The 25,226-nt window shown below is 65.4% G+C and carries 18 protein-coding genes; 6 read left to right on the top strand and 12 right to left on the bottom strand.

The window, feature by feature from the left end; all coding sequences use genetic code 11:
- Positions 1–34: 34 nt before the first annotated feature.
- On the bottom strand, positions 35–2,536 hold the full coding sequence (locus tag VN634_01925) for a DUF4215 domain-containing protein (protein HXC49619.1): 2,502 nt from the start codon (positions 2,534–2,536) through the stop codon (positions 35–37).
- Positions 2,537–2,746: 210 nt separating this feature from the next.
- A complete protein-coding gene (locus tag VN634_01920) occupies positions 2,747–3,352 on the bottom strand; it encodes a TetR/AcrR family transcriptional regulator (protein HXC49618.1) in 606 nt (201 codons plus the stop codon).
- Between the two features lie 68 nt (positions 3,353–3,420).
- Here VN634_01920 and VN634_01915 point away from each other — a divergent pair, with 68 nt between their 5' ends.
- Positions 3,421–4,593 (top strand): hypothetical protein, encoded by a 1,173-nt coding sequence (locus tag VN634_01915; protein HXC49617.1) that lies wholly within the window; start codon positions 3,421–3,423, stop codon positions 4,591–4,593.
- A 70-nt stretch (positions 4,594–4,663) separates the two neighbouring features.
- Here the strand turns inward: VN634_01915 and VN634_01910 are convergent, their stop codons facing one another.
- Positions 4,664–5,773 carry a hypothetical protein gene (locus tag VN634_01910; protein HXC49616.1) on the bottom strand — a complete coding sequence of 370 codons (1,110 nt, stop codon included), beginning with the start codon at positions 5,771–5,773 and terminating at the stop codon, positions 4,664–4,666.
- A 289-nt stretch (positions 5,774–6,062) separates the two neighbouring features.
- Positions 6,063–6,830: a 3-hydroxyacyl-CoA dehydrogenase gene (locus VN634_01905; GenBank protein ID HXC49615.1), complete on the bottom strand. Its 768-nt coding sequence runs from the start codon at positions 6,828–6,830 to the stop codon at positions 6,063–6,065.
- 229 nt (positions 6,831–7,059) lie between these two features.
- Here VN634_01905 and VN634_01900 point away from each other — a divergent pair, with 229 nt between their 5' ends.
- Positions 7,060–7,992, top strand: coding sequence for an alpha/beta hydrolase (locus tag VN634_01900; GenBank protein ID HXC49614.1), 933 nt, complete (start codon positions 7,060–7,062; stop codon positions 7,990–7,992).
- Position 7,993: 1 nt separating this feature from the next.
- Positions 7,994–8,803, top strand: a complete 810-nt coding sequence (locus tag VN634_01895; GenBank protein HXC49613.1) for an alpha/beta hydrolase — start codon at positions 7,994–7,996, stop codon at positions 8,801–8,803.
- A 78-nt stretch (positions 8,804–8,881) separates the two neighbouring features.
- On the opposite strand, the gene VN634_01890 is transcribed toward VN634_01895, so the two are convergent.
- The 5 genes from VN634_01890 to VN634_01870 all read right to left on the bottom strand — a co-directional run bounded on the left by VN634_01890 (position 8,882) and on the right by VN634_01870 (position 14,843).
- A complete protein-coding gene (locus VN634_01890; GenBank protein ID HXC49612.1) occupies positions 8,882–10,012 on the bottom strand; it encodes a sulfate/molybdate ABC transporter ATP-binding protein in 1,131 nt (376 codons plus the stop codon).
- Positions 10,009–11,118, bottom strand: coding sequence for an ABC transporter permease subunit (locus tag VN634_01885; protein ID HXC49611.1), 1,110 nt, complete (start codon positions 11,116–11,118; stop codon positions 10,009–10,011). The genes VN634_01890 and VN634_01885 overlap by 4 nt, the downstream gene beginning before the upstream one ends.
- Positions 11,108–11,932 carry a sulfate ABC transporter permease subunit CysT gene (gene cysT / locus VN634_01880; GenBank protein ID HXC49610.1) on the bottom strand — a complete coding sequence of 275 codons (825 nt, stop codon included), beginning with the start codon at positions 11,930–11,932 and terminating at the stop codon, positions 11,108–11,110. The genes VN634_01885 and cysT overlap by 11 nt, the downstream gene beginning before the upstream one ends.
- Before the next feature lie 82 nt (positions 11,933–12,014).
- Positions 12,015–13,016 carry a sulfate ABC transporter substrate-binding protein gene (locus tag VN634_01875; protein ID HXC49609.1) on the bottom strand — a complete coding sequence of 334 codons (1,002 nt, stop codon included), beginning with the start codon at positions 13,014–13,016 and terminating at the stop codon, positions 12,015–12,017.
- 243 nt (positions 13,017–13,259) lie between these two features.
- The gene (locus VN634_01870) at positions 13,260–14,843 is read right to left on the bottom strand and encodes a sigma-54 dependent transcriptional regulator (GenBank protein HXC49608.1); all 1,584 of its coding nucleotides are present in this window, start codon (positions 14,841–14,843) and stop codon (positions 13,260–13,262) included.
- Between the two features lie 257 nt (positions 14,844–15,100).
- Between VN634_01870 and VN634_01865 the strand changes: the two genes are divergently transcribed.
- On the top strand, positions 15,101–16,516 hold the full coding sequence (locus tag VN634_01865; GenBank protein HXC49607.1) for a porin: 1,416 nt from the start codon (positions 15,101–15,103) through the stop codon (positions 16,514–16,516).
- Between the two features lie 418 nt (positions 16,517–16,934).
- Here the strand turns inward: VN634_01865 and VN634_01860 are convergent, their stop codons facing one another.
- Positions 16,935–18,044 carry a hypothetical protein gene (locus tag VN634_01860; GenBank protein ID HXC49606.1) on the bottom strand — a complete coding sequence of 370 codons (1,110 nt, stop codon included), beginning with the start codon at positions 18,042–18,044 and terminating at the stop codon, positions 16,935–16,937.
- Between the two features lie 1,245 nt (positions 18,045–19,289).
- A complete protein-coding gene (locus tag VN634_01855; protein ID HXC49605.1) occupies positions 19,290–19,499 on the bottom strand; it encodes a hypothetical protein in 210 nt (69 codons plus the stop codon).
- 529 nt (positions 19,500–20,028) lie between these two features.
- Between VN634_01855 and VN634_01850 the strand changes: the two genes are divergently transcribed.
- A complete protein-coding gene (locus tag VN634_01850) occupies positions 20,029–21,204 on the top strand; it encodes a GDSL-type esterase/lipase family protein (protein HXC49604.1) in 1,176 nt (391 codons plus the stop codon).
- On the opposite strand, the gene VN634_01845 is transcribed toward VN634_01850, so the two are convergent.
- The gene (locus VN634_01845; protein ID HXC49603.1) at positions 21,189–23,498 is read right to left on the bottom strand and encodes a hypothetical protein; all 2,310 of its coding nucleotides are present in this window, start codon (positions 23,496–23,498) and stop codon (positions 21,189–21,191) included. The two genes, VN634_01850 and VN634_01845, sit on opposite strands and share 16 nt — an antisense overlap.
- A 318-nt stretch (positions 23,499–23,816) precedes the next feature.
- Between VN634_01845 and VN634_01840 the strand changes: the two genes are divergently transcribed.
- Positions 23,817–25,172, top strand: coding sequence for an NAD(P)/FAD-dependent oxidoreductase (locus VN634_01840; GenBank protein HXC49602.1), 1,356 nt, complete (start codon positions 23,817–23,819; stop codon positions 25,170–25,172).
- The last annotated feature ends 54 nt before the right edge of the window (positions 25,173–25,226 follow it).

Genomic DNA, 25,226 nt, shown 5'->3' with positions numbered 1-25,226 from the left:
CAGCAATTCGCGCACGCTGCAATCTCGTTGACGCCTACGGCTCTTCGGCGAGAAACGGATCCGTGTCGACCGGGCCTGTCACATGGCTCTGCGGATCCATCGTGCACCAGTAGTTGTTCTCGGCCTTGACGGTCGCGGTCGTCACGTTGTGCACTTCGCGGCTCGTGCCTTGCGGGCTCACGTTGTCGCACAGCACGTTGCGACCGGGGCTCGTGACGAGCTGGCCGTCGATGGTGAGGCTGCCGCCTCCGAGATCGAGCTCGGCCGTATCGGAAACACCGACGCCGCCAAGACCGGCCTCCGAAGTCGCGAGCCCGCCGTTTCCGCGCACGATGTTGTCCCACATCGACACGCGCGCATTCGATGTCGCGAGCAGCCCGCGGAACTCGTTGTTGACGAGCGTATTGCCCCAGACCAGAGCCTCGACGTTGCCGCCGACGCGCACGCCGTTGTCGCAGCCGTCGAGCTCGCATCCGGTCATGTGAACGACCTGAGTATCCCCGGCACTGGTGCTGAAGCGCGGACCGAGGCAGCGGAAGATTCCCGACGCGTAAAAGCCCTCCATTCGCGTGTATTCGATGCGGTAGCGTCCGGCATTGGTCATGCGGATCGGCTGCTGGCAATCGGTGAACAGACTGTCGCGCACGATCGCGTTGTAATGGTCGCGCAGCTTCGGATCGGCCGCGGTTGCCGAGATGACGCCGTAGTTCTGCATGCATTTGCCGCAGGCTGTCCGGGCATGGATGCCGGTGTAGAGATTGCCGACGCCGGCCGTATTGCCGGTCGCCTCGTCGCAGACGCGCTCGAAGTCGACGTTCTCGACGGTGTTGTCGTTGCCGCCGGTCTTGATGCCGTCGAAGAAGTAACGCACGGCAAGGTTGCGCACCGTCATGTTGTTGCCGTTGAGGGCAAGGAAGAGCGTGCCGCTGTTGACGTCCGGACACGAGCACGTGCCGTCCGCATCGAGCGCCACGCGGCACTGGTCGGCCGGGATCGCGCGGCCCCAGCACTTCGGGTTCATTTCGAACGTGATGCCGCGATTCATCCCGTCGATCACCAGATTGTTGCAGCTCGTCTGGCGCGGACCGTTGCTGGCGTCCGAGATGAGAATCGTCGTGTCGGTGCAGTTGAACGTGATCGCACGGCCCGGGCCGCCGCAGCTCTGCAGTGCCGCGTGGAAGGCAGCCTCGGTGCATGCGATCGGGCAGGAGTACGTGCCGGGCAGGTTGTCGCACGGATTTGCGCCGCACGGGTTCGCCGCGCACTCGTCGATGTCGAGGCAGGTCGATCCGGCGAGCGTGTATCCGGCATTGCATACGCACGCCGAGTACGCGGCGTTAGGGCTGGAGCCAATCGGGCAGTACAGGCATTTCGCCGTGCCGGCGACCAGGCCGCAGGTCTCGCGATTGCACACGGGCGAGCAGCCGTCGCCCGCGATGGTATTGCCGTCGTCGCATTCCTCGATCGTCTGACGCCGGCCGTCGCCGCAGTCCTGAAGCTGGCAGCTCGCATCGCAGCCGTCGCCGGCCTGGGTGTTGCCGTCGTCGCACTGCTCGCCGGCCGTCACGTTGACGACTCCGTCGCCGCAAGCGGCCGCAGTGCAATCGCCATTGCAGAACGTTGTCTCGCCGCGGCCGTCGCATTCCTCGCCGGCAAGTTCGTTGAGCGTTCCATCGCCGCAGACAGCGCGCCGGCAGCTCGCTTCGCATGAGGCCGACTGGCCGGACGCGTCGCACTGTTCTCCCGCCGCAAAGTTGACGAGCCCGTCGCCGCACGCAACGGCGGTGCAGTCTTCGTCGCAACCCGCGGTCTGTCCGCCGTCGTCGCATGCCTCACCGGACTGCACGACGTCGTTTCCACACTCTTCGAAGATGCAGGCCCCGTCGCAGTCGTCGCCTCCCAGCAGATTGCCGTCGTCGCACTGTTCGAAGCCCGCACGGATGCCATCACCGCAGGCGACATGCAGCAGTGCAGCCTGGGAGCGAATGGCCTGTTCGAGGCTTGCAACCACGGAGGAGAAGTCGTCCGACGTGCACGGCACGACGAGCGAGGCTTTCGTCCACCCGTCGGCGAATTTGGTACGCGCCCGCTCCGCACACGCATCGAGCTCCTGCACGGAAATTCCGAACCCGCGCCGCACGCAGGAGGCGTACTTCGTCGCATACTTCGACAGCGCGCGTGCGCGCTTCTGTACGCAGACATTCGGCAGCGCGTTTGCCTGGAAGATTGCCGACGACACGAGCGTGTCCTGCCACGGCGACGTTCCGTCGAGAGCGAGACTCTGCAGATCACCGGGGCAGTCGAAACCGGAGTGGGCGACACTCGCATCCGCCGACTGGATGCGCGAATCGGCGCCGCCTGCTGCGGCGGCAATACACCCATCGAACTCCGAAACGGGACCGCCTTTGGCAAGACCACCGTGACAGCGCCCTAGGCTCTTCGCGTGATAGACCGACGCTCCCATCTTGCCGGCGTAACACGCAAGCTCCTCGCTCGTCTGCGCGACGACCGAAGTCGCACCGGCGAGTGCGAGCACGCTGTGAACAGCAATGCTCGCGAACAGTACCTGCCGGTACCGCCGCGCTATGCGTATCCCGCGTTCGAACATCGTCCCCCCAGGCTGTGGTTTACGCGTGATCGCCGCTGGCGACAACGCAAGAAAACCGGAATCGGCATGAAAAGGGGCACGTGTCGCAGTGCGTAACGAGCGGCGCGCATATTCTGCCGGCGCCGATTGCTGCAGATCTCAGTCGTCGAGCAGCGGTCGAGCTGCGCGCTCTAGCAACTCCGCGCAGCGTTCCGGGTCGAGCTCGCGAACGGTGCGCAGATGTTCCCACGCTCCAAACGACAGAATGGCCGACAGCATCTCCCCGCGCAGGAGTCCTTTTTCGCCGGAAAGCTCGTCGGGAAAAGTGGCCGTAAGGTGTGCGCGCAGCACAGACTCGAGCTCCTTGCGGTCCGCGCGTGCGCGCGCAGCTCCTCCACGCTCGCCGATCGGAGTCGCGCGCATGCCGGGCATCACGATCTCGAAGACTTCCCGCCGGCACGCGACGACCGCCCGCAATCGCTGCTCGCGCGAGCCCGTGGACGGCGGTGACTGCAGGATCGGAAGAATCCGGCCGAGAATGTGCTCCCGCATCGCATGCGAAAGTCTCGGGATGTCGCCGAAGTGGCGGCGGATCGTGCTGAGGCTCACGCCGGCTCGCGCCGCGATGTGTTCCGGGGTCACGTCGAGGTCCGCATCCGCGAAGACCTCATAGATCGCGTCGAGCACGCGGGCCCGGCTGCGGCTGGACCGCTGGCGGCGGCCGTCGGCGGTCTGGTCATCCTCGTGCACGGATTTCGTTGACATCAGTGCCCCATTCCGGGTAATTGAACTATTGGAACCCGAAACACCAATATATTGCTCCGGAGATTATTATGCGAATGGCCCTGGCCACACTCTCGATTCTGCTCTTCGGCCACACTGCCGATGCCGCCTATCTGCTCGAGGTCCGCGAGCTGACCGCGGAGAACCCGCCGTTCTCGCGAAACGTCTACGTCTGCAAACCCGAGTGCACTCTGGAGCAGTTCGAAGCGGTCACGCCTCCGCCCGGGTTCGAAAAGGCGCCGGCAAAGCTTTTCCTGCCGACGGAAGTGACCGCGAACCTGCCGACTGCTCCGCCTGGAGTAGCCCAGTCTCTCGACCTTATCCCGGAAGTGCCCGGCGACGATTTCGTCTTTGTTGCCCAGCTCGTCTCCGCCACCGTGGTCGGTAACGATCCGACGTTCGGCATCTTCGCGGTCGCGAGCATTGCGCGCGACACGCGATATCGATTCGCCGCAGGCGAGGTCATTCACGTCGTGACCGACACGCGGGGCGATCGCTACGTGCTGCAGGCCATCGCCGTCAGTCTGCTCGGGCAGTACGATCCCACCGTCGTCGGCGGACTTGCCGGCAGCCCGCTGCCGGATGGCTGGACTTATTCGAGCGAGCTGCTCTCCACCGATCTCGTCGCGGAATCGGAAGGCCTGGCGACGGTCTTCGCCCAAGGTCAATACGCGACCTGGCAGCGACTGCCGCGACATTCCGTCTGCACTCCGACGCCCGCCGACTGCCGCAACCCGCTGCAGGCAGGGAAGTCTCGTCTGGTTTTGATCGACGATGCCGACGACCTCTCCGACCGGCTTTCGTGGAGCTGGCGAACGGGACCGGTGTCACCACGCGACGATTTCGGCGATCCGACCGCAACCGACGGTTACCGGCTGTGTGTTTATGAGGACGGCACCCTGCTCGACAGCTTTCCGATCCCTCAAAGCAATCGTTACTGGACGAGCAGGAACGACGGATTCGCGTACGACAATCCGGGAGGCTCGACGGGTGGGATCACGTCACTGCGGCTGAAAGAGGGCGTGGTCGACGGCAAGGCGCGCATCAGCATGAAAGGCAGCGGCGAATCTCTGGCACTTCCCGATCTGTCGCAGATCAGCGGCGTTGTCGACGTGCAACTGCGCAACGATGACGACATCTGCTGGGGAGCCGTTTTCTCGCCGCCGTTTCAAAGACAGCGATCCGGACGACTCGCGGCCATCTCGGATGAAACGCTGCCCTGAACTTCCGCCCGGGCCGGTCGGCGCGCTTGCGGATCGCTCAATGCGTCGGCGATCGGCACGGCGCCCGCGCTCAGTAATCGTTGCGGTCGCTGACCTCGAGATCTACCGTCGTCGTGTTGCCTTCGGAATTCGCTCCATCATCCACGGCGGGATCGGTGTCGAGCGCGACCACGGAAACGTCGAACGAGCAACGATACGGGTTGTGCGAGTCGACCGTGGTCACGTTCTGGAGCTTCATCGTCGCGACCAGCGACGCGCTCATGTAGCCGCCGAGGTCGACCGCTGCAGTAGCCTGCAGGCCGTCGGTGCGCGTGTCGGCATCCACCTGGGAGACGACACCACCGCCACAGCTGCCGCTGGTGGTCGTGATCCGATAGGACCGCGACGGCGGCGCGCCGGCGCCGAACTCGGTGTTGGTGATCTTGAACGTCAGGCGTCGCGAGCCCGCGAAATCGCCTGGCGAAATCGTAATCCTTGCGGGCCTGGCGGCCGCGATTCGAAGGTCGGGGCCTTCGGCGCGTGTGGTCGCGATTCCGTCGGCGCCCGAATTCACGACGACATCGGTTGCCGCACAGGGCATGCCCACGGCCGTGACCTGCACGTCGTCGCCGGCGCCTGCATTGTTGGCCGACGTGTCGACGACGAGATTGGGCCCGCACAGCACGACCGCGGTGTTGGGAGCGGCGCCTCCGGCAGCGAGAACCTGCGAATCATCGCCCAGCGGTGCCGTCGTTTGCGCAACTCCGTCGGCACCGGTCATCACGCAGGCCTGATTGGCCGGTGAGACGCCGACCACGATCGTCTGCGTGTCGTCGCCGGCGGCGGTCGTGTCCGCGATCCCATCGTCGCCGGTATCGATGATTGCGGTCGTGGTGTTCTTGCAGGCAGCTCCGAGCGCGATCAGCTGCACGTCGTCGCCGATGGCCAGCGTTTCGACGACCTGGTTGGTCCCGCAGCGGATCTCGGTGCGATTGGGGCTTCCGCTGCCGACAGCGGCGAACTGCAGGTCTCCGTCGGCTGCAGTCGTGTTGCAGATGCCGTCGGCGCCGGTGTCGATCACGACCGAGTTCTGCTGCCCGGTTCCGGGCGCGATCTGCTGTTCGTCGCCTTGCGCCGTGACGACGCTCGCGACGATCGATCCCGTGATCAACCAGATCTTCACAACATGAGGATTTCGCATGGAAGCTCCTTGCGGCGCCAGGAGAATTCGGCGCCGTCGTCCTGCAGTCCGAATTGTCGGCGCTCGCGTCCTCCTCAGCAAGAGCTTCCGGGCAAGACCTTCTGTCGCCGGTCGCGCAGGAACGATGCTCGCCGATGATCTGCGCGATTCGGGTCCCGGATGCGCCACTGCGTCGACGTTCGCCCGCGGAAACCAGCGGAAACATCCGCCGAGACCCTGGGCTCCCTGACGAAAAAAAGGCGGGGACCGATGTCGCCATCCGTCCCCGCCTTGCAACGCCGATTCGGCGTCAGCGTGGCGGCATTCTCAGCGCACCGTCGAGCCGGATCGTCTCGCCATTCAGATACGGATTCTCGATGATCGCGCACGCGAGCTGTCCGTATTCCTTCGGCTTGCCGAGGCGCTGCGGGAACGGAATGCCTGCGCCGAGTGCCTTGCGATTCTCTTCCGGGAGCAGCGCGAGCATCGGCGTGTCGAATGTGCCGGGTGCGATCGTGCAGCAGCGGATGCCGTCGCGCGAAAGGTCGCGTGCGATCGGGAGCGTCATGCCCACGACGCCGGCCTTGGATGCGGTGTAGGCCACCTGCCCGATCTGCCCGTCGAACGCGGCGACCGATGCGGTGTTGATGATGACGCCGCGTTCGCCTTCGTCGTTCGGATCGTTGCTGAGCATGCGCGTGGCCGCGAGGCGCAGCACGTTGAACGTACCGATCAGGTTGATCTCGATCGTCTTCGCGAACAGCGCGAGCGGAAACGGGCCGCCCTTGCCGGTCGTCTTCATCGCGGTGCCGATGCCGGCACAATTGATCGCCGCGTTGATCTTGCCGAATGCGGCGATCGCCGCATCGAGAGCCTTGTTCACGTCGTCCTCGCTGGCGACGTCGGCGGGCGTGAAGATCGCATGATCGCCGAGCCCGGCAGCCACCTCGACGCCGTTCGAGCGTTCGAGATCGAGAATCGCGACGCGGCCCCCGCCGGCAAGAATCGCCTCGGCCGTGGCAAGCCCGAGCCCGGATGCACCGCCGGTCACGACGGCGACTGTTTCGGAAAGACGCATGATAAGATCCTCCTTGGAGTTGCTTGAAGCTGCTTGAAGATGGGGTGCCGGTGTCCGGCGCGCCGCGCGTACTTACCAATCAGCGCACCCGGCGCAAGCGCGAGCAGTCGCTTCGTGCCTGCAGTGACCCGCCGCGTTCCGGGGAGCGATCGGCATGATCCGTCAAAGCGCAGCGACGGGAACCGCCGGAGCGCTGGATGGCGGATCGAGGCATTGATAGCAGGTCGCCGTGCCCGTGTTTCTGCTCGCCATCCTGCTGTCGCTGACGGCCTCGTGCTCGACGCTCGGCGATCGCGACGTCGCCAACAGCCCCACGCCCACGGCGGATACGGCCGACCTCGGCGCGACATCGACGCCGATCGCACGACGCACCGGATTCGCGAAAGCCGACGACGGCACCCGCATCTACTACGAAGTCTGCGGCAGCGGACCGGCGATCGTTTTCGTGCACGGCCTTGGCGGCAATCATGCGGTCTGGTTCCAGCAGGTCGCTTCGTTCGCCCGCAGGTACACGGTCGTTACGCTGAGCCAGCGCGGCTTCGCACCGTCGGGCGAGAGCGGCGGATTCGATTCGCGGCGACTCGCCCGCGACGTCGTCTCCGTGATGGACGCCGCGCAGGTGCCGACTGCCGTGCTGGTCGGCCAGTCGATGGGCGGCTGGACTGCGCTGCGCACGGCGCTCGATGCGCCCGCCCGCGTGTCCGGCCTGGTGCTCGCCGATACGACCGGCGGCATCAGCGACCGGCAGATTGCTGCGCATCTTCGCACGATGACGGCGCAAGCCGAGAAACTGCGGGCAGCGCCGCCACCGCTCGGAATCCATCCGGCGCTCGATCCGTCGTTCAGCCGCGAGCATCCGGACCTCGCGTACCTTTACCAGACGCTGTCGACGTTCGGCTCGCCGGCTCCCGACGCGATCGCGAAGCAGCTTGCCGCGCAGACGGTGCCGTTCTCCGAGCTGAAAGGCCTTCGCGCGCCTGCCATGTTCATTGTCGGCCAGCACGACCACCTGTTTCCGCCGGACCTCGTTCGTCACGCGGCTTCGGGAGTGCGCAAGGTCGAGGTTTCCGAGCTCGGCGGCACGGGCCACTCCGGATACTACGAAAACCCCGGGCTCTGGAATGCCGTGGTCGGCGGCTTCATCCGGCGACGAGTGCACTGACATGACCGAAATCGCGCGACAGACGGTATCGGCCGTCGCAGACGACGGCGTCCGCATCTACTACGAGTCGTGCGGCAGCGGGCCGGCAATCGTTCTGGTGCACGGTCTCGGCGGAAACCATGCCGTGTGGTTCCACCAGGTCGCGCATTTTGCGCGCAGCCACACGGTGATCACGCCGAGTCAGCGCGGGTTCGCACCGTCGGGCGGCGATCAGCACCGCTACGACGTCGCAGTCGTCGTTCGCGATCTCGAAGCGGTCTTGAACGCAGCATCCGTGACCAAGGCCGTGGTCGTCGGGCAATCGATGGGCGGCTGGACCGCGCTCGGAACGGCAATGCGCGCGCCGGAGCGCGTCTCCGCGCTGGTGCTCGCCGATACGCTCGGCGGCATCAGCGACGATGCGATCGGTGCGCACATGCGGGAAGTGTCGGCGGCAGTCGCGAGCCTTCGCGGTGCGCCGCCCGCGCTCGGCGTCCACCCTGCCCTGTCGAAAGGTTTCTCCGACCAGCATCCGGAGCTCGGCTATCTGTATCAGACGCTCGCGACGTTCGGCTCGCCGCCGCCGGACGGGATGGCGCGGCAGCTCGGCGCCGCGCGCGTTGCGGGCGAGTCGCTGAAGGACCTGCGCGTGCCGACGCTGTTCGTGGTCGGCACGGAGGACCGGCTTTTTCCGCCGGCGATTGTGCGCAAGGCGTCCGCGTACATTGCCGGATCGGAGGTCGCCGAGATCGCGAACGCCGGTCACTCGCCGTACTTCGAAAATCCCGACGCGTGGAACGCGGCGGTTTCACAGTTCATCGAACGCCACTGATCCGTCGAGCCTGGAGCGAGCCGTACGCCAGAAAAAGGCCGTTGCGCGAAGCCGCCGGCTCGAACGCACGGCGGCCCGTCAGGCGTGCGTCGCTTCGTCGCGCTGCCGTTCGCGCTCCCTGCCGATCAGCACCGGCGCCGTCACGGTCGTGTGCGACGGAGCACGCTCACCGCGCGCATAGACGCTGAACTGCATCAGCCGGAGACGCACGACGGCACCGACCACGAAGGCCGGCACGTCGTGGTGCAGGTGCGGCAGATCGACGTTGAGGGCTACGCGGTCGGATGTCGTTTCAACGCTTGCCCGCACGACCGGGCCGGTACGCTGAATGCCGGTCACGCGAACTTCGACGCCCGCACTGCCGCGGTCCGCGAGTCGCAGATCGCCCGGTCTTACGTAGACGTCGACGAGGCCACTTGGATGAATGCTGTCGGTCGAGATCGGCTGATCGGAACCTGGCAGGAAAACGCTTCGGCCGCGCACCGCGGCCGCAAGCACGTTGGTCTCTCCGAGAAAATCGAACACGAACGGCGTCGCCGGCCGCTCGTAGAGATCCTCGGTCGAGCCGATCTGCTCGATGCGTCCCTTGTTCATCACGACGATGCGGTCGGCCAGCTCCATCGCTTCTTCCTGGTCGTGCGTGACGAAGATGCTGGTCACGTGCAGCTCGTCGTGCAGCTTGCGCAGCCATTGCCTGAGCTCCTGGCGCACCTTCGCATCGAGCGCACCGAACGGCTCGTCGAGAAGCAGGACCTTCGGCTCGGCGGCGAGCGCACGCGCCAGCGCGACGCGCTGGCGCTGGCCACCGGACAGCTGCGCCGGATAACGCGCGCCGAGTCCTTCGAGCCGGACCAGGTTGAGAAGCTCTTCTGCGCGAGCGCGACGCTTCGCTTTCGCGACGCCGCGCACCCGCAGGCCGTAAGCGACGTTGTCGGCCACCGTCATGTGGCGAAACAGCGCGTAGTGCTGGAAGACGAAGCCGACGTTGCGCTCGCGCGCGGACTGCTCGGTGATGTCGTCGCCCTGCAGCAGCACCGTGCCCGAATCGGCGATTTCCAGTCCGGCGATGATCCGAAGCAGGGTCGTCTTTCCGGAGCCCGACGGGCCGAGCAGCGCGAGCAGGTCGCCGTCCGGAACCTCGAGGCTCACGTTGTCGAGCGCAGCAAAGCTGCCGAACGCTTTGGAAACGTTTTCGATGAGAATGCTCATGCTTCGATTTTCTCCAGCGCCGGCTCGAGGCTCGTCATCGACGGCGCCTTTCGCTCGAGCCTGTACTTTGCGACCAGCGTGACCATGGCGAGCAGCGTCAGCACCGATGCCACGGCGAACGATCCGGCCATGTTGTATTCCTGGAACAGCTTTTCGATCCGCAGCGGCATCGTATCGGTCAGTCCGGCGATGTGCCCGGAGACGACGTAGACCGCGCCGAATTCTCCAACCGCGCGCGCGTTGCAGAGGATGATCCCATAGACGAGACCCCATTTGATGTTCGGCACGGTGACGTGCCAGAACATCTGCCAGCCGCTCGCGCCGAGGCTGACGGCCGCCATGTCCTCGTCGGGCCCGACCGCTTCCATCACCGGGATGAGCTCCCTCGCGACGAACGGAAACGTGACGAACGCCGTCGCGAGCACGAGCCCGGGAAGAGCGAAGATGATCTTCAGGCTCTGGTTGTGCGGCCACACGTCGAAGTGCAGCTGCACGAACACGAGCAGCGCAAACACGAGCGCGCTACCTGCCGACACCACCGGCCACGGATGATTCCACAGCGCATGCCGCGCCTTCGATCCACTCGGACGAAGCAGGAAGAACATCAGGATGAAGACCACCCCGGCCAGACCCGCGATCAGCCACGGCATGATGGAATAACCATCGTCGCGCAGGAACTGGCCGAGGTAACCCTGCAGTCCGAAGATCAGCACGAACATCAGTCCCGCGACCACCGGCGATACCGCAAACGGAAGGTCGATCAGTGCGATCAGAAGAGTCCGCCCGCGGAAATCGAAGCGCGCGACAGCCCACGCCGCGGCGACGCCGAAAATGATGTTGGCAACCAGCGCGATCGGAACCACCGTCAGCGTCAGGATCATCGACTGGCGCGTGTCGGGGTCGGCAAACAGGTTCTGCAGATACACGCCGAGACCCGGGGTCAGCGCCTGGACGAAAATGTTGACGACTGGAATCACGATCAGTACGCCGACCACGAGCAGCACGAACGCGGTCAGGCCCCACCGCACCCAGGCCGGATCCTGCTGTGCCTTGCGGAATCTTCGCGGCGGCAGCACCGCGGCGGTCGCCGAAACTTCAGTGCTCATGGCGCATGCTCCAGCGTTCCAGCCGGTTGGTCAGGATCAGCAGCGCAAACGAGACGACGAGCAGCACGACCGCGATCGCGGTAGCCTCCCCGTACGCAAACTCTTCGAGCCGCGCGACGATCAGGATGGGGGCGATCTCGGTCTTGTACGGCATGTTGCCCGAGACGAAGACGACCGAGCCGTACTCGCCGATGCCGCGGGCGAACGCGAGAGCGAAGCCCGTGATCAGCGCAGGCAGCACGGTCGGAAAGATCACGTGGCGGAATGCCTGCCAGCGCGTTCCCCCGAGGGAAGCGGCGGCCTCTTCGCACTCCGGATCGAGATCTTCGAGAATCGGCTGCACGGTGCGCACGACGAACGGCAGCCCGACGAAGACGAGCACGAGAATGATCGCAAAGCGGCTGTATGCGCCGTAGATTCCGACGGGCACCAGGTACTGGCCGAGCCATCCTTTCGGCACGTACAGCGCGGAGTAGACCAGGCCCGCCACTGCCGTCGGCAGCGCGAGCGGAAGATCGACGAGCGAATCGACGATCCGCTTTCCCGGGAACGTGTAGCGCACCAGCACCCACGCAAGCACGAGTCCGAGCAACGCGTTGACGAGCGCGGCGACGAACGCTGCGCCGAAAGTAAGGGCGTAGGCAGCGCGCGCGCGCTCGGTCCAGACCGCGCCCCAGAACTCATCGAAGCTGAGCGAGCCCGCCTTGACGAAGCACGCGGCGATCGGAATCAGCACGAGGACGCCGAGGTAAAAAATCGTATAGCCGAGGCTTACGTGGAACCCCGGCAATACCCGCCGACTTACCGTTGCCATGACTGCGTAGCCTCCCCCCGAAACGTGATGGTGCGCAGCCGCCGTGCTTCGCGCGCGACGCGGCCGCTGCGCTCGTCGAGATTCATTTCGGTTTGTAGATGGAGTCGAACACGCCGCCGTCGGCGATCAGCTGCTTGTGCGCGTCGGGAAAGTCTTTCGCGATATCCGTGATCGGGAAGAGCCGGATGTCCGGGAAGTTTGCCTTGTACTTCTGCAGCACGGCTTCGCTCACCGGCCGATAGAAATGCTTCGCGATGATGTCCTGCGCCTCGTCGGTATACAGGTACTTGAGGTAGGCTTCGGCAGCCGGTCCAGTGCCTTTGCGTGCCACGTTGATGTTCACGACGGCCACATGCGGCTCGGCGCGGATGCTGATCGGAGGATAGACGAGCTCGAGATCGCCGCCGGCTTCCTCCACTTCGAGCCGTGCTTCGTTCTCCCATGCGAGGTGAACGTCGCCGATTCCCTTCTGCACGAACGTGGTGGTCGCGCCGCGCGCGCCGGAATCGAGAACGGGGACCTGGCCGTAGAGTTTGGTGACGAAGTCGATCGCGTCCTGCCGCGACCCGCCGCGCAGGATCACCGAGCCCCACGCGCTGAAGAAGCTCAGGTATCCGTTGCCCGACGTCTTCGGATTCGGCGTGACGATCTCGAGACCTGGCTTGACCAGATCGGGCCAGTCCTTGATGCCCTTGGGATTTCCCTTGCGCACGACGAAGATCACCGTCGACGTGTAGGGAAGCGAGCGGTTCGGGAGTGCGTCGACCCAGCCTTCCTTGATCAGCCCTTTCTTCGCGATCGCGTCGGTGTCGAGAAACGATGCGAGCGTGACAACATCGGCATCGAGCCCGTCGATGACCGCTCGCGCCTGCGAGCTCGATCCGCCGTGCGACTGGTTGATCGTCAGCTTGTTGCCGGTCTCTTTTTCGTACGCGGGAATGAAGTGGCTGTTGATGTCCTTCCACAGCTCTCGCGTCGGATCGTAAGACACGTTGAGGAGCGTGATGTCCCCGGCCATCGCCAGCCGCGAGACGGCGGCGGCGGCGATCAGCAATGCAGAGACAAGCAGCACACTGGGCTTCATGGGAGCAGCTCCTGGGAGTGCCGCTCGAGCTGGAGCCCGGCGACGATCTCGCGGGCGGCATTGAGCAACCCACGTGCCAGCAGCTATCTCATTGAAAAACCAGTCTTTGCGTAGGGCCCCGTGATCGCAGCCGTCAAATACGACGGGCCCGCGTCAGCGAAACCGTGATATTGCCGGGACCAGCAAGTCTGCCGGAAGCGTCGGACCGGCCCGCACCCGGTCGTTGCCCGGCGTCCCCGGCCCTCAGTCTCCCGAAGCTGCGCCGCGGAACTTTCGCCAGTCGATGCCGAGCTTTCGCATGCGCGCGCGCAACGTATGCGGATTGATGCCGAGCCGCTCGGCGGTTCCGCCGTGCCCTTCGATGCGCCCGCGGCACGAGCGCAGCATCGACTCGATATGCTTGCGCATCGCTTCATCGAGAGCCGCCGATCCGCGTGATGCGTCCGGTGCTGCCGGCGCCGACGTACCGCGCCGGTGAAGTCTCGGATCGGGACTGCCGAGTGCGGCCGCCAGCTCGAGGCGCTCGCCTTCGCCGAGGATCGCCGCGCGGTCGATCACCGAGATGAGCTCGCGCACATTGCCCGGCCAGTCGTACTCCGTCAGCAACTCGACGTCTTCGGCAGCAAGACGCGTCGGACGCAGGCCGAAATGCCGGGCGGCACGCGCGGCAAAATGCGCGGCCAGCGCCGGAGTATCCTCGCGGCGCTCGCGCAGCGGCGGTAGCACGATCGGAAACCCCGCGATCCGATACCACAGGTCCTGGCGGAACTCGCCGTTCTGGATCATCGCCGGCAGATCGCGATGCGTGGATGCCACGATGCGCACGTCGACGTTCACGCTGCGCTCGCCGCCGACGCGCTCGAAGCTTCCTTCCTGAAGCACACGCAGGAGCCGGACCTGCGCGGGCAGCGGCAGCTCGCCGACTTCGTCGAGCAGCAGCGTGCCGTTGTCGGCGCGCTCGAACCATCCGCGACGCGACGACGTGGCGCCGGTAAATGCGCCTTTTTCGTGGCCGAACAGCTCGGAATCGATGAGCTCCGGCGGGATGGCGCCGCAGTTCACGCGGATGAAAGGTCCGCGGCTTCGCGACGACGCTTCGTGGATCGTGCGCGCAATGACTTCCTTTCCGGTTCCGGTCTCGCCGAGCAGCAGCACCGGAACGTCGAGGCGCGCAACGAGGTTCACCCGCTCCATCACCTGCCGCAGGCCGGCATCGGCTCCGATGATCGTGTCGCGCAGGTCGTCGCGTCCGAGGCGTGCGAGAGCCGAGCGCTTGTCGGCCTCGGCTGCCTCGCGAAGTGCGGCCAGCTCGTGAAGACGGCGGTCATTCTCGAGCGCAGCCGAGAGCGGTTCGAGCAGGGCTTCGAGCATCCGCTCGTGCGTCACATCGAAATCGGCGTCGGGCTTTGCGCGCAGCACGACGACGCCGGTCGGACCATCGTCGCTGCGAAGCGCGCCGATCATCCAGCTCGCATCCGAATGCGACGGCAGCAGCAGCTCGTGGATATGCGTATCGGAGGCGGAGGATGCGGAGGCCGCAGCGGCACTTCGGTGCAGCACGCGCGAGCTGCGCGCCCAGCTGAGCAGCAGTGCTTTCTCGGCGTCGCTGAGATTTCGGTCGAGCGCCGCCGGGCGACCGCCGTCGCCCAGCCCGCCGGCGCGCTGCTGAACGCGGGCCCGGTTCCAGTCGATCGCGAGCACGCCGATGTGGTCGATCGGAAGACGCGTCGAGACGAGGTCCGCGATCGTCGCGGTCGACGTTGCGATGTCGGTGTGGCGACAGGCTTCGCGCCACACTTCCAGCAAAAGGGCTCGGAACTCGTCCATGCGGCCTCCACAGGCCCGTGATGGCCTGAACCCGTCAAATATAAAGGCCGGCCGTGAAAACAAACGAGGTGTTTCCAGCAATGTTCACGGCGCAAAGCTAAAAGCAGCGCGGGTTACCAACAAAAACTTCATGAAATCGAGGCGTTAGTGGATGCCGGCCCGTGAGGCACGGCCATTGCTCAGGCAGCGGAGTCCGAAATCGGTCCAGTCGACGTGCCGGATGGAAGCATCCGCCCACAAAAGGAGAAAGAACCGCCATGAAGCCGCCAGGAACCATCTACCGAGCTCGAGCGTCGCTTGCCGCCATCGCAGTCGCCTGCGCGTGTGGCCTGATGCCCGCGAGCGCGCTGGCGGCATCGCCGACCAAGGAGACAACCAACGCTGCGCTTCTCGAGCGCATCGATGCGCTCGAAGAGGAGATCAAGCAGCTCAAGAAGGATACGCGCGTGCTCGAGGTCTCCGACGAGAACCGCACGAAGGCGAAGCCGGTCGCCGGCTACCAGGACGGATTCTTCGTCGGTACGGCCGACGGCAAGTACAAGCTGAAGGTCGGCGGCTACGTGCACGCCGACAGCCGCTGGGCCACGGACCACGCGGACAACCCGACCGTCGATTCGTTCACGATCCGCCGCGCGCGGCTCGACATTCGAGGCACGCTCGCCGAGCGGTTCGAGTTCCGCCTGATGCCCGACTTTGCCGGCAGCTCGCTCGTGCTCCAGGATGCGTATCTCGATACCAGGTTCGCGCCGTGGGCCGTGCTGCGCACCGGCAAGTTCAAGACGCCGTTCGGCCTCGAGCGACTGCAGTCCGCGACCAATCTTCTGTTCATCGAACGCTCGCTCGTCGACAACCTGGTGCCGAACCGCGATCTCGGCGTTCAGGTCTACGGAGACGTCCAGCAGGGACTGCTCGGCTACCAGGTCGCGGTGCTGAACGGTGTCGTCGACGGCGGAAGCACCGACGCCGACGTGAACGACGCCGTCGACGTTGCAGCGCGGGTGTTCTCGCATCCGTTCATCAACACGTCGATCGTGCCGCTGCGCGGGCTCGGGATCGGTGTTGCGGCAACCTACGGTGAGGAACAGGGTTCGGCTTCTTCGCCGCAGCTTCCGCAGTTCCGTACGTCGTCGCGTAACACGTACTTCCGCTACTCGGCCGACAACCCGTCGACTCCAGGCGGAACGACCATCGCCGACGGCACGCACTGGCGCGTCTCGCCGCAGGCGTACTACTACTTCGGGCCGTTCGGCTCGATGTTCGAGTACGCGTACTCCTCACAGGACGTCAAGAAGGATCCCGTCGAGGGAACGGTCGATAACAGCGCATGGCAGGTGCGCGCGTCGTACCTCGTGACCGGCGAAGCTGCCAACTACAAGCAGATCGTGCCGAACAACAACTTCGGGTTCGGAACAGGCGGCTGGGGCGCGTGGGAGCTGGCGCTTCGCTACGCGAGCCTGGACGTCGACAACGATGTCTTCGACAAAGGCTTTGCCGACAAGACCAGATCCGTCACCGCGATGGATTCGCTCACGGCGGCCGTCAACTGGTATCTCAACAAGAACGTGATGTGGGCGCTCAACTTCGAGCACTCGACGTTCGCAGGCGGCGACAAGGACGGCGGGGATCGCCATGACGAGGATGTCTTCCTGACGAGGGTGCAGTTCGTATTCTGATGGGCCTTGCCGACCGGCTGCGAGACCAACCGGGCGGACGCATCCCGCGCGTCCGTCCGGCTCGAAGCCGGCATTCGGGATGCATCGCGCGCTGCGACACTCCTCCGCAGCGCGCGATGCATCTCTGTTTTGGCTTCGCGGGTTGGTGTGCGTCCTTCGAGGTCCTGAGCCGCGCGCAATACAGATCACTTTCAGCGCTGATGCAGGGACGAGACCTGCATCACATTCCGCGCGGAATGCTCGTGCACCAGGGATGCCGCCGCCAATCTGACGGATCCCGTTCGATCAAAAAACCCCGAAACAGGGGCCCACACGAACCCACGAAGTCCCTTTCGGAGACACGTCGTGACGAGATGGTCAGGCGGTGCCGACCCGTCTCGGTCGCAGCCGAAGATCAGAACATCGCGCGCGGCAATCTCTACCAGGTATTCATCCGAAGCGCGTTGTCGATGCGCCCGAGCGATCGCAGCTGGTTCGATGCTCCGCTGTACGCACCGTTGCTGTTGGTGCAGCGAGTGCCGAAGTCGCCGCAGCCGGGAAGCAGGCACGATCCGCAGCAGCCGTATTTGAATGCGGTTCCGCTTCCATTGCCGTCCTGGCGAAAGACGTCGGTATCCGCCGGACCCACGCCCTTGCCGGCGTTGAAGTATTCCTCGTGCCCGTAGCCCGGATTCGCATAAACGGCCTTGTGGTCGGCGCCGTTCCACGTCGAGCTTTCCGGCGAGACGATATCTCCGGTGAGACCATGGCACTTGATTTCGAACCCGCCGATCGCGGTCCAGTCGGTTCCGCCGGTGCCCGCCGGATGGCTGGACAGTGACGTCAGGAAGGTGCTGCCGACCGCCATCTGGCTGGTCTGGAAATCGTCGCAATCCCAGCCGTTCAGCGTCGGATTGATTCCTCCATGCGGCGTCGAAACGGTCACGACGTCTTCGATCATCAGCGATGGCGGGAAGTCCGCGTGGCCGGCCTGCACTTGCTGTAGCGCGTAACGAATGACGAGGCCTCCCATCGAATGTGCCACGACGTCGACGGATTCCCCGTTCGATGTGTACTTGTTGTAGATGGCCCAAGCGACGTGGTACGCGAGATGCCGGATGTCGCACTTGCCCGTATGCGACCAGTCGGCGTCGCCTGACCACTTCACGTGGCAGCCTGTCCGGTCGAAATGCAGATTATGGTTGCTCGTATTTCCGCTCGCGCTGCCCTTCCAGTGCTTGAGCGCCCACACGTCATAGTTGCTGGCGCCGTTGACGGTATACGTGTCCGAGTAGTAACCCATCTTGATGACGCTGATGCCGCTGCCGCTCCAGCCGAGCGACTCCAGCGTCGAGTCCGCATTGCGCCACCAGTCGGTCTGCATGTGGTTCTTGTCGTTCGACGTGTAGTTGGCGTGGCATTGCCGCCCGTGAAGCAGAAGCACCTTGCTGTCGCGGCCCGCTGTGTAGGCGGAACTGTCGCCGGGCAGCGCGACGACGCCGAGCGCCACGGCGATCGAAGCCCAGACGCGAAATGTACCCTTGGTCATCGGGATCCCTCCTTCCGGGAGACATCCTTATAGCCCGGTTTCCGACTCGCGGTCCTTACGAAGGGATTACGGAAGCGCCGCACGCCGCAGGAGACGAGTGCCCGCGGTCCAGTCCAAAGGTCGGCGCGACGAAGCCCCACCTCTCGCCTCGCCTCGAACGCATTTCCCGTTCGGCCCGAGCGCCAGCGGCAGCACACGTGAAGCGGGTCACCGCGAACCGCACGCGTGGAAGGAGCTCCGCAGTCTTGGCCGGCCCGCCTCTCCGGCCGCTGCCGCGTGCCGGCCACAGATGCGGGCGGATGGTGCCGGCCGGTGCTTCGCAACTCTCGGCGACGTGGCGCCGGCAGACCCCGGCGTGCGAGAGCTCGACCGGAAGAGCCGAGACCGTCGGCGCGACCCTGCGCATCCATCGGTTTGGCCGCGTACCAGACGTTCGTCGCCTGACTCGAAGATGCAAACTTGCACGATTTTCGTTGAGCGCGATTTCCTGACTCACGGAAGTCGATATCCGCACGACGGTCTTTTACTCGCGCGAAATACCCAGCACACTCCGCATCTTGAAGGGAGCAGGCGCGATCCGAACTGCACCGGAATCCCGACGGCGATCGTGCAACATCGCACGACTCCAGCAAGGAGAGAGACAATGACAAGCCCAGAGCAGACTAGTGAATTCCAGGACGATCAGCGCTTTGCCCGCATGAATGCGCTGTACGACGCATACCTTGGTAACGCAGCTTCGGACCGACCGGCCGTGTCGGATGAGATGAACCAGGACCTCATCGAGGTCGCATGTGAGCTCGCGCCCTCGGTGCGCCGCCGAACGCGACGCGTCTCGCACTGATGTCGCAATCGCGTCAGCCAGGCGGCTTGTGCGTCGGCGGCTGACGCACCGGCGTGGCATCGCCATCGCCACATGCGCCGTGGCCTGATGAGCCGGCCTGGGCCGACCGCGAAACTGCAGAGGCTGCGTCCCCGCCCGAGCCGTTGCGGCGAGCATCCGCGGCACGCGTCGCGCTACCACACGGCGGTTTTTATCGAGCTCCGTGCGGCCCAACGTTATCCCACATCGCAGAAGCGAAATGCGCCCTTTCGCTGTTTTCGGAGCGCGGCAAGAATTGACTTGTGAGCGATCGATGCGCGTCGAGCGCATCCAATTGTAAGCGGGCGACTCTGGTTCGCGCGGAGCTGCGGTTGCACGGAGCGCGTCCGCCTCCGCACAGCGCGGAGGCGGACGCGCACGCTGCGTCAGTGTTTCAGATCTTCCTTGGCATCGTGGGCGGCGTCCTTGATGTCGCGTTTTGCGTCATGCGCTGCGTCTTTCACGTCGTGGGCGGCGTCATCGATTTTCTCGCCGACGCGTTCGGCGGGACCATCGTGGTGCCGCTCGCAGGCGGTTACTCCCAGACCAAGTGTGAGTGCGAAAAGCAGGGCGCTGAGGGTTCGGGTAATCAACATCGTGTTCTCCTGGCGAGTCGGGAATGGTCATCCCGGCGGCTCGTGCTGCCGGTGCCTCCCGAATTGCTCGCGAGCATGACCCGCCTCCGCCCGATCAGCCACGCCCCGGCGTGCTTTTCCGCCGCGAATGCGCCGTTCTTCCGCCACATCCGTAGAAGGTGGGCGCGAGCGCCCGGTCCTTGACTGCCCGCATCTCGCGTTGGAAGGTGCGCGGGCTGCGTCGCCCCGTCGAGTTGACGATGCTGCGAGCGGCAAAAGCACCTGCGAAACGCGGCCGTCGCCGCGTCGCAAGCTCAGAGTCAGCAAGTTCAGAGTCAGGGGGATCGGTTCACTGGAAAAGCTCGACAAGCCGTCGTCCGACCGGCGTCCCGGGTCGTTCGATCAATCCGGCGAGGAATCCGTCGCGCCGCAGGGCAAGCGCTGCCCGCACTGCGGAGCCACTGTTCGAAGGAATGCGGTTACGTGCGATGCGTGCCGCACGTCCCTGATCGGACGCGGCAAGAAAACCGCCTTCGCAGCGATCGTCCTCGTGTTCGTGCTCGGCACGGTCGAGCTCGTGCTGCGCGCATACTTCGCAACGCTGCTGGGACCGAGCGTGTTCTGGTTCGGCACGAGCGTCCAGCGCCTTCAGATCGGCGGCTCCGTCGAGAGCTCTCCGCTACTGCTCAGCCTCTACCAGAGGCGCCTGCGCGGCAGCGACGACGAATACCACAACGTACGCCAGCACACCTTCGTCGCCGGCAACTACACCAAGTACTTTCCGAACGAATCGCGATTCACGTACGACGCGGACACCGGCGAGGTCTATCGCGCGACGATCAACGCGCGCGGATTCCGCGGCCCGGAAATCGTCGAGGCCAAGCCGTCGGGCACCATCCGCGTCGTGACCCTCGGCGCGTCGTCGACGTTCGGCTACCACGATCCCGACGACGGCACGTACCCGGCCACGCTCGAGCGCGTTCTGAACCAGCGCTGCTCCGCCGGCACTCGCTACGAAGTGGTCAACCTCGGCATCCCGCACCTGACTTCGAGCGAGATCGCTTCGCTGTTCGTTGCCGAAGGTCTGCCGCTCACGCCGGACGTCGTCACGTTCTACGAAGGCATCAACGACAGCTCCGAGGGCGTCGAGGGCGACCAGTCCGCCGCGACCAAACAGCGCAGCGTGACGAGCGAGATCAAGCACTGGGCGCGCGAGCATTTCCTGATCTCGTTCCTGTACCACGAGATGGTCACGGACCCCGCCGAGAGCTTCGATGCCGCACACGTCGAGAAGGTCGCAGCCGGCCGTCCCGAGCATTTCGTGGAGAATCTGGCGCGGGTTCGCGACGAGTGCCGGAAGCGCGGCATCCTGCTCGTGGTCGGCAAACAGCAGGCGCGGTCCCTGCTGGTTCCGCGCGAGAAGATCAAGGGCGTGACGTACGCGGACGAGATTGCGCGCGTACGCGAGAAGCTTTCACGCGAAGGTCACGTGAGCCGGATGGAGATGAACTTCCTGATCCACGAGCGCGTGCTTGCAGCCGAGGAACGCTGGGCGCGCGAGAACGGAGTTCCTGTGGCCGATATCGTCTCCGCGCTGGATCACGATCGCGACCTGCTCGTCAGCTGGGTGCACCTCAATCCGCGCGGCAACGCGATCGTTGCCGACACGTACGCACGCGAGATTCTCGGACGAACGTGTCCGGCTTCCGGTCAGGGCACGTCGTAGTCTTTCTGCCTGAGGACCCAGTGGCCGGGCTCGCCGGTCCATAACGCCGTCACGTAGCCGACGTCGTCGCCGAAGTAGACCTGCGTCGTCATCAGCGCGAGCGTGGCCCGCGAGAAATCGCCGATTGCCCGGACACGGAACGCGTAGCCGACCTGGCCGCCGTAGGTGCGTTGCTGAATGCTGAGCTTTGCGATCCCGCCGTCTCTTGCCACAGCGCCGAGATCGGTCGCGTAGTACCGGAACCGCTTTCCGTCCGCCCGCAGGCGGCTCGGATCCAGCTCGGCACGGTAGATCACGCCGTTGTCGTTCGAGAGCGTGAGGACGAAGCGCTCGCGGAGCGGATCGATCTCCGTGGTCGGAATCAGCCTTGCGTGGAAACTGAACTGGCCCGGGGGGCCGGCCGACCGTTCGCCGCTTCCGTCGGAGCTTTCGGACGTCGCCTCGGTGCCGCCGAAGGAAATCAGGGCAGGATCGTTTCGCAGCGGCTGGCACGGCGGAACCGGATGGCAATTGTTGTCGCAGGTCTCGAAGACAAGGTTCGCACAGTCCGGATCCGCGCAGTCGATGAGGCCGTCGTGGTCGTCATCGATGTCGTTGTTGCAGATCTCGCCCGTGACCGGACCGTCGTCGCAGACTTCTCCGCAGACGCCGTCGATCACGCCGTTGCCGCAAAGCGTGCCGTTGGGCTCATGAACGCAGCGGTCGATCGTTTCGTTGCAGGAATCATCCGTGCAGACGAGCACGTCGGCGCAGATCGGAGGCGTACCGGGCTGGCAGCCGGTTAACGGGTTGCAGACCTCGACGCCGTCGCAGAACTGACCGTCGGTGCAGAGCTGGTTGTTCGGCTGGTGCACGCAGGCGTTCTGGTCCTCCGAACAGAAGTCCGTCGTGCACGCAATGGTGTCCGCGCAGTCCGGCGGCGTTCCGAACGTGCATCCGAGCGTCGGGTTGCAGACTTCGGAGCCGTCGCAGAACAGGCCGTTGCTGCACGGAAAGTCGTTCGGCATGTGCGCGCAGGTGTCGGTTTCCTCGACGCACACGTCGACCGTGCACGGGATGGCATCGGCGCAGTTCGGCGGCGTTCCGTGGTGGCAACCGATCAGGATGTCGCAGATTTCCGGCCCGTCGCAGAACTGGCCGTTGCTGCAGGCCGTGTCATTCGGAGTATGGCTGCAACCGTGCGTGGCCTCGATGCACTGGTCGGTCGTGCACGGGATGTTGTCGGCGCAACTCGGCGGCGTCCCCGGCTGGCACCCGAGCGTCGGGCTGCAGACTTCGACACCGTCGCAGAAGATGTTGTTGCTGCAGTTGCTGTCGCGCGGCGTGTGCTCGCACGAATCGGTGGTCTCGACGCATCGGTCGCTCGTGCAGGTGACATTGTCGCTGCAGTTGGGCGGCGTTCCCGGCTGGCAGCCCTGCGTGGGACTGCAGATCTCGACGCCGTCGCAGAACAGTCCGTCGCTGCACGGAGCATTGCTCGTCGTATGCGAGCAGACGTCGTTGGTCTCATCGCACGCGTCGGCCGTACAGAGCACGTTGTCGTTGCAGTTGGGAGGCGTTCCGGGACGGCAGCCCTGCGTCGGGCTGCACGTCTCGACGCCGTCGCAGAACAGTCCGTCGCTGCACAAGGCGTTGTTCGCGACGTGCGAGCACGTGTCGTGCGCCTCGTCGCACGAGTCGGCCGTGCACGGGATGTTGTCGTTGCAGTTCGGCAGTGTCACCGGCCGGCAACCGGAGGCCGGATCGCACGTCGAGGTGCCGTCGCAGAACAGGCCGTTGTTGCACACGGAATCGTTCGGCGTGTGCGCGCAGACGTCGTGCGCCTCGTCGCAGAAATCGGTCGTGCAATCGACCTTGTCGCCGCACTTCGGCGGAGTTCCGTCGATGCAGCCGCGAGTGGCGTCGCAGATTTCCTTTCCGTCGCAGAACAGGCCGTTGCTGCACAGGGAATTGTGCCTGGTGTGCGTGCAGCCGAGCTGCGCATCGCACTGGTCGCCGGTGCACGCGATGTCGTCGTCGCAGTCGGGAGGCGGTGCGTCCCGGCAGCCGTGCGCGTGCAGGCAGAACTCGACGCCGTTGCAGAAATTTCCGTCGTCGCACTTGCCGTCGTTCGGAATCAGCACGCAGCCGATGTTGTCGGCGTCCGGATCTCCCGGCCTGCAGATGCCGTCGTCGCACGGTGTCCGGCCCGGATCGCACTGCGCCGCGCGGCCCGCGCAATCCTGGTTGTTCGAACAGGTGAAGTTCGCCCGTGCAGTCCCCGGCCAGGCGGCAGCGCAGAGCGCTGTGGTCAACGTCGCTGACAGGAACCCGGACCGAAACAGAATCGAACCTTTCCAATGCGCTATCGCGGTCATCGCTTCCCTACCCTTACAGCGGCGTGATCATCCCTGGCTTGCCCGGCTTGCCCGGCTTGCCCGGCATGGCATCGCAGCGCAGCCCCGCTGCTGCACTGCGAACGAACTTCGACATTTCAGTCGGACCATAGAGGAAAGATGGCTCTGTGAATAGCGCTAACGCGGCGCGCCAGAAGCTGTGCACGCCTTGCTGTCGCCGGCGCGGGCCGAAAAACATCCCTGTCGTCAATCCGGCGCATTCCATAGGAAACGCACGTGACGAGTCTTCGCACGGATGTGGTCGTGGTCGGTGCAGGCCTGGCCGGCCTCGCGGCCGCGCGGGCACTTCGAAAAGCCGGATGCGACGTCGTCGTGCTCGAAGCGCGCGATCGAGTCGGCGGAAGGATCTGGAACCGCATGCTCGAAGACGGGACCGTGCTTTCGGCCGGCGGTACCTGGCTCGGTGCCGGGCAGCATCGCATGTTCGCGCTCTGCGACGAGCTCGGCCTCGAGACGTACCCGCACTCCCACGCCGGAAGCAAGATTCTTCGCATCGGCGGCAGGAACCATCGTTACGCGGGCCTGCCGCCGGGCATTGGCGCGTTCGCGCTCGTTTCGCTCGGCGTCGCGCTCAAGCGCCTCGAGCGCATGGCGATGAGCCTGCCGCTCGACCGTCCGTGGGATGCACCAAAGGCGCATCGCCTCGACTCGCAGACCCTCGGCGCGTGGATCGACGCGCGTCGCAACGTGCCGTCGCGCGCGGCGCGCGAGCTTCTGGCAACCACAATGACGCTTCTGTTCAGCGTCGATCCGCGCGAGGTTTCTCTGCTTGGCGCGCTGGTGCTCGCCCGCGGCGGCAACGGCTTCGACTACTACATCGAAAGCACGAAGACCGAGACGCACCTCGTCGACGGCGGCGTGCCCGAAGTGGCGACGCGCATGGGCGCAGCTCTCGAAGGCTCGCTGCACGTCGGCTGTCCGGTGCACCGCATCCGTCAGGACGGCGGCGGCGTCGAAGTCTGCTCCGGAAATGTCCGCGTGACGGCCGCACGCGTTATCGTGGCGGCACCGCCGCCGCTGGCCGCGCGTATCGATTTCGAGCCCGCGCTGCCGCCCGCGCATTCGGCGCTGCTTGCGCGCATGCTTCCCGGCACGATGATCCGCGTGCAGACGGTCTATACCGAACCGTTCTGGCGCGCCGACGGCCTCAGCGGCGAAGCGGCATCGGTCGGCTCGCTGCTTCCCGTCACGATCGACCAGACGCCGCGCGCGGGACGTCCCGGCGTGCTCAGCAGCTATGCGTTCGGACCGGGTGCGGTCCGTGCCGCCGCGATGAGCGCGGACGCACGCCGGCGCTCGTTCCTCGCCGCGCTCGCCGACTGCTTCGGTGCGCGTGCGGCCGAGCCGGTGCATTACCTCGAGACCGACTGGCAGGCCGAGCCGTGGTCGCTCGGAGGCATGATCGGCCATTTCGTTCCTGGTGCGCTGACCTCGTTCGGCGAGGCGCTGCGCGAGCCCGCCGGGCGCGTTTACTGGGCCGGAGCTGAGCGAGCGACCGAAATGCACGGGCTGATGGAGGGCGCGGTCCGGTCCGGCGAACGGACGGCCGCCGAGGTGCTCGCGGCCGGCTGAAAATCGGGGACAGACACCGATTTCCGGAAATCGGTGTCTGTCCCCGATTTCCGC

Source organism: Candidatus Limnocylindrales bacterium (assembly GCA_035571835.1).
GTDB lineage: Bacteria > Desulfobacterota > Binatia > UBA1149 > CAITLU01 > DATNBU01.
This window is presented reverse-complemented; position numbering and strand designations above follow the sequence as displayed.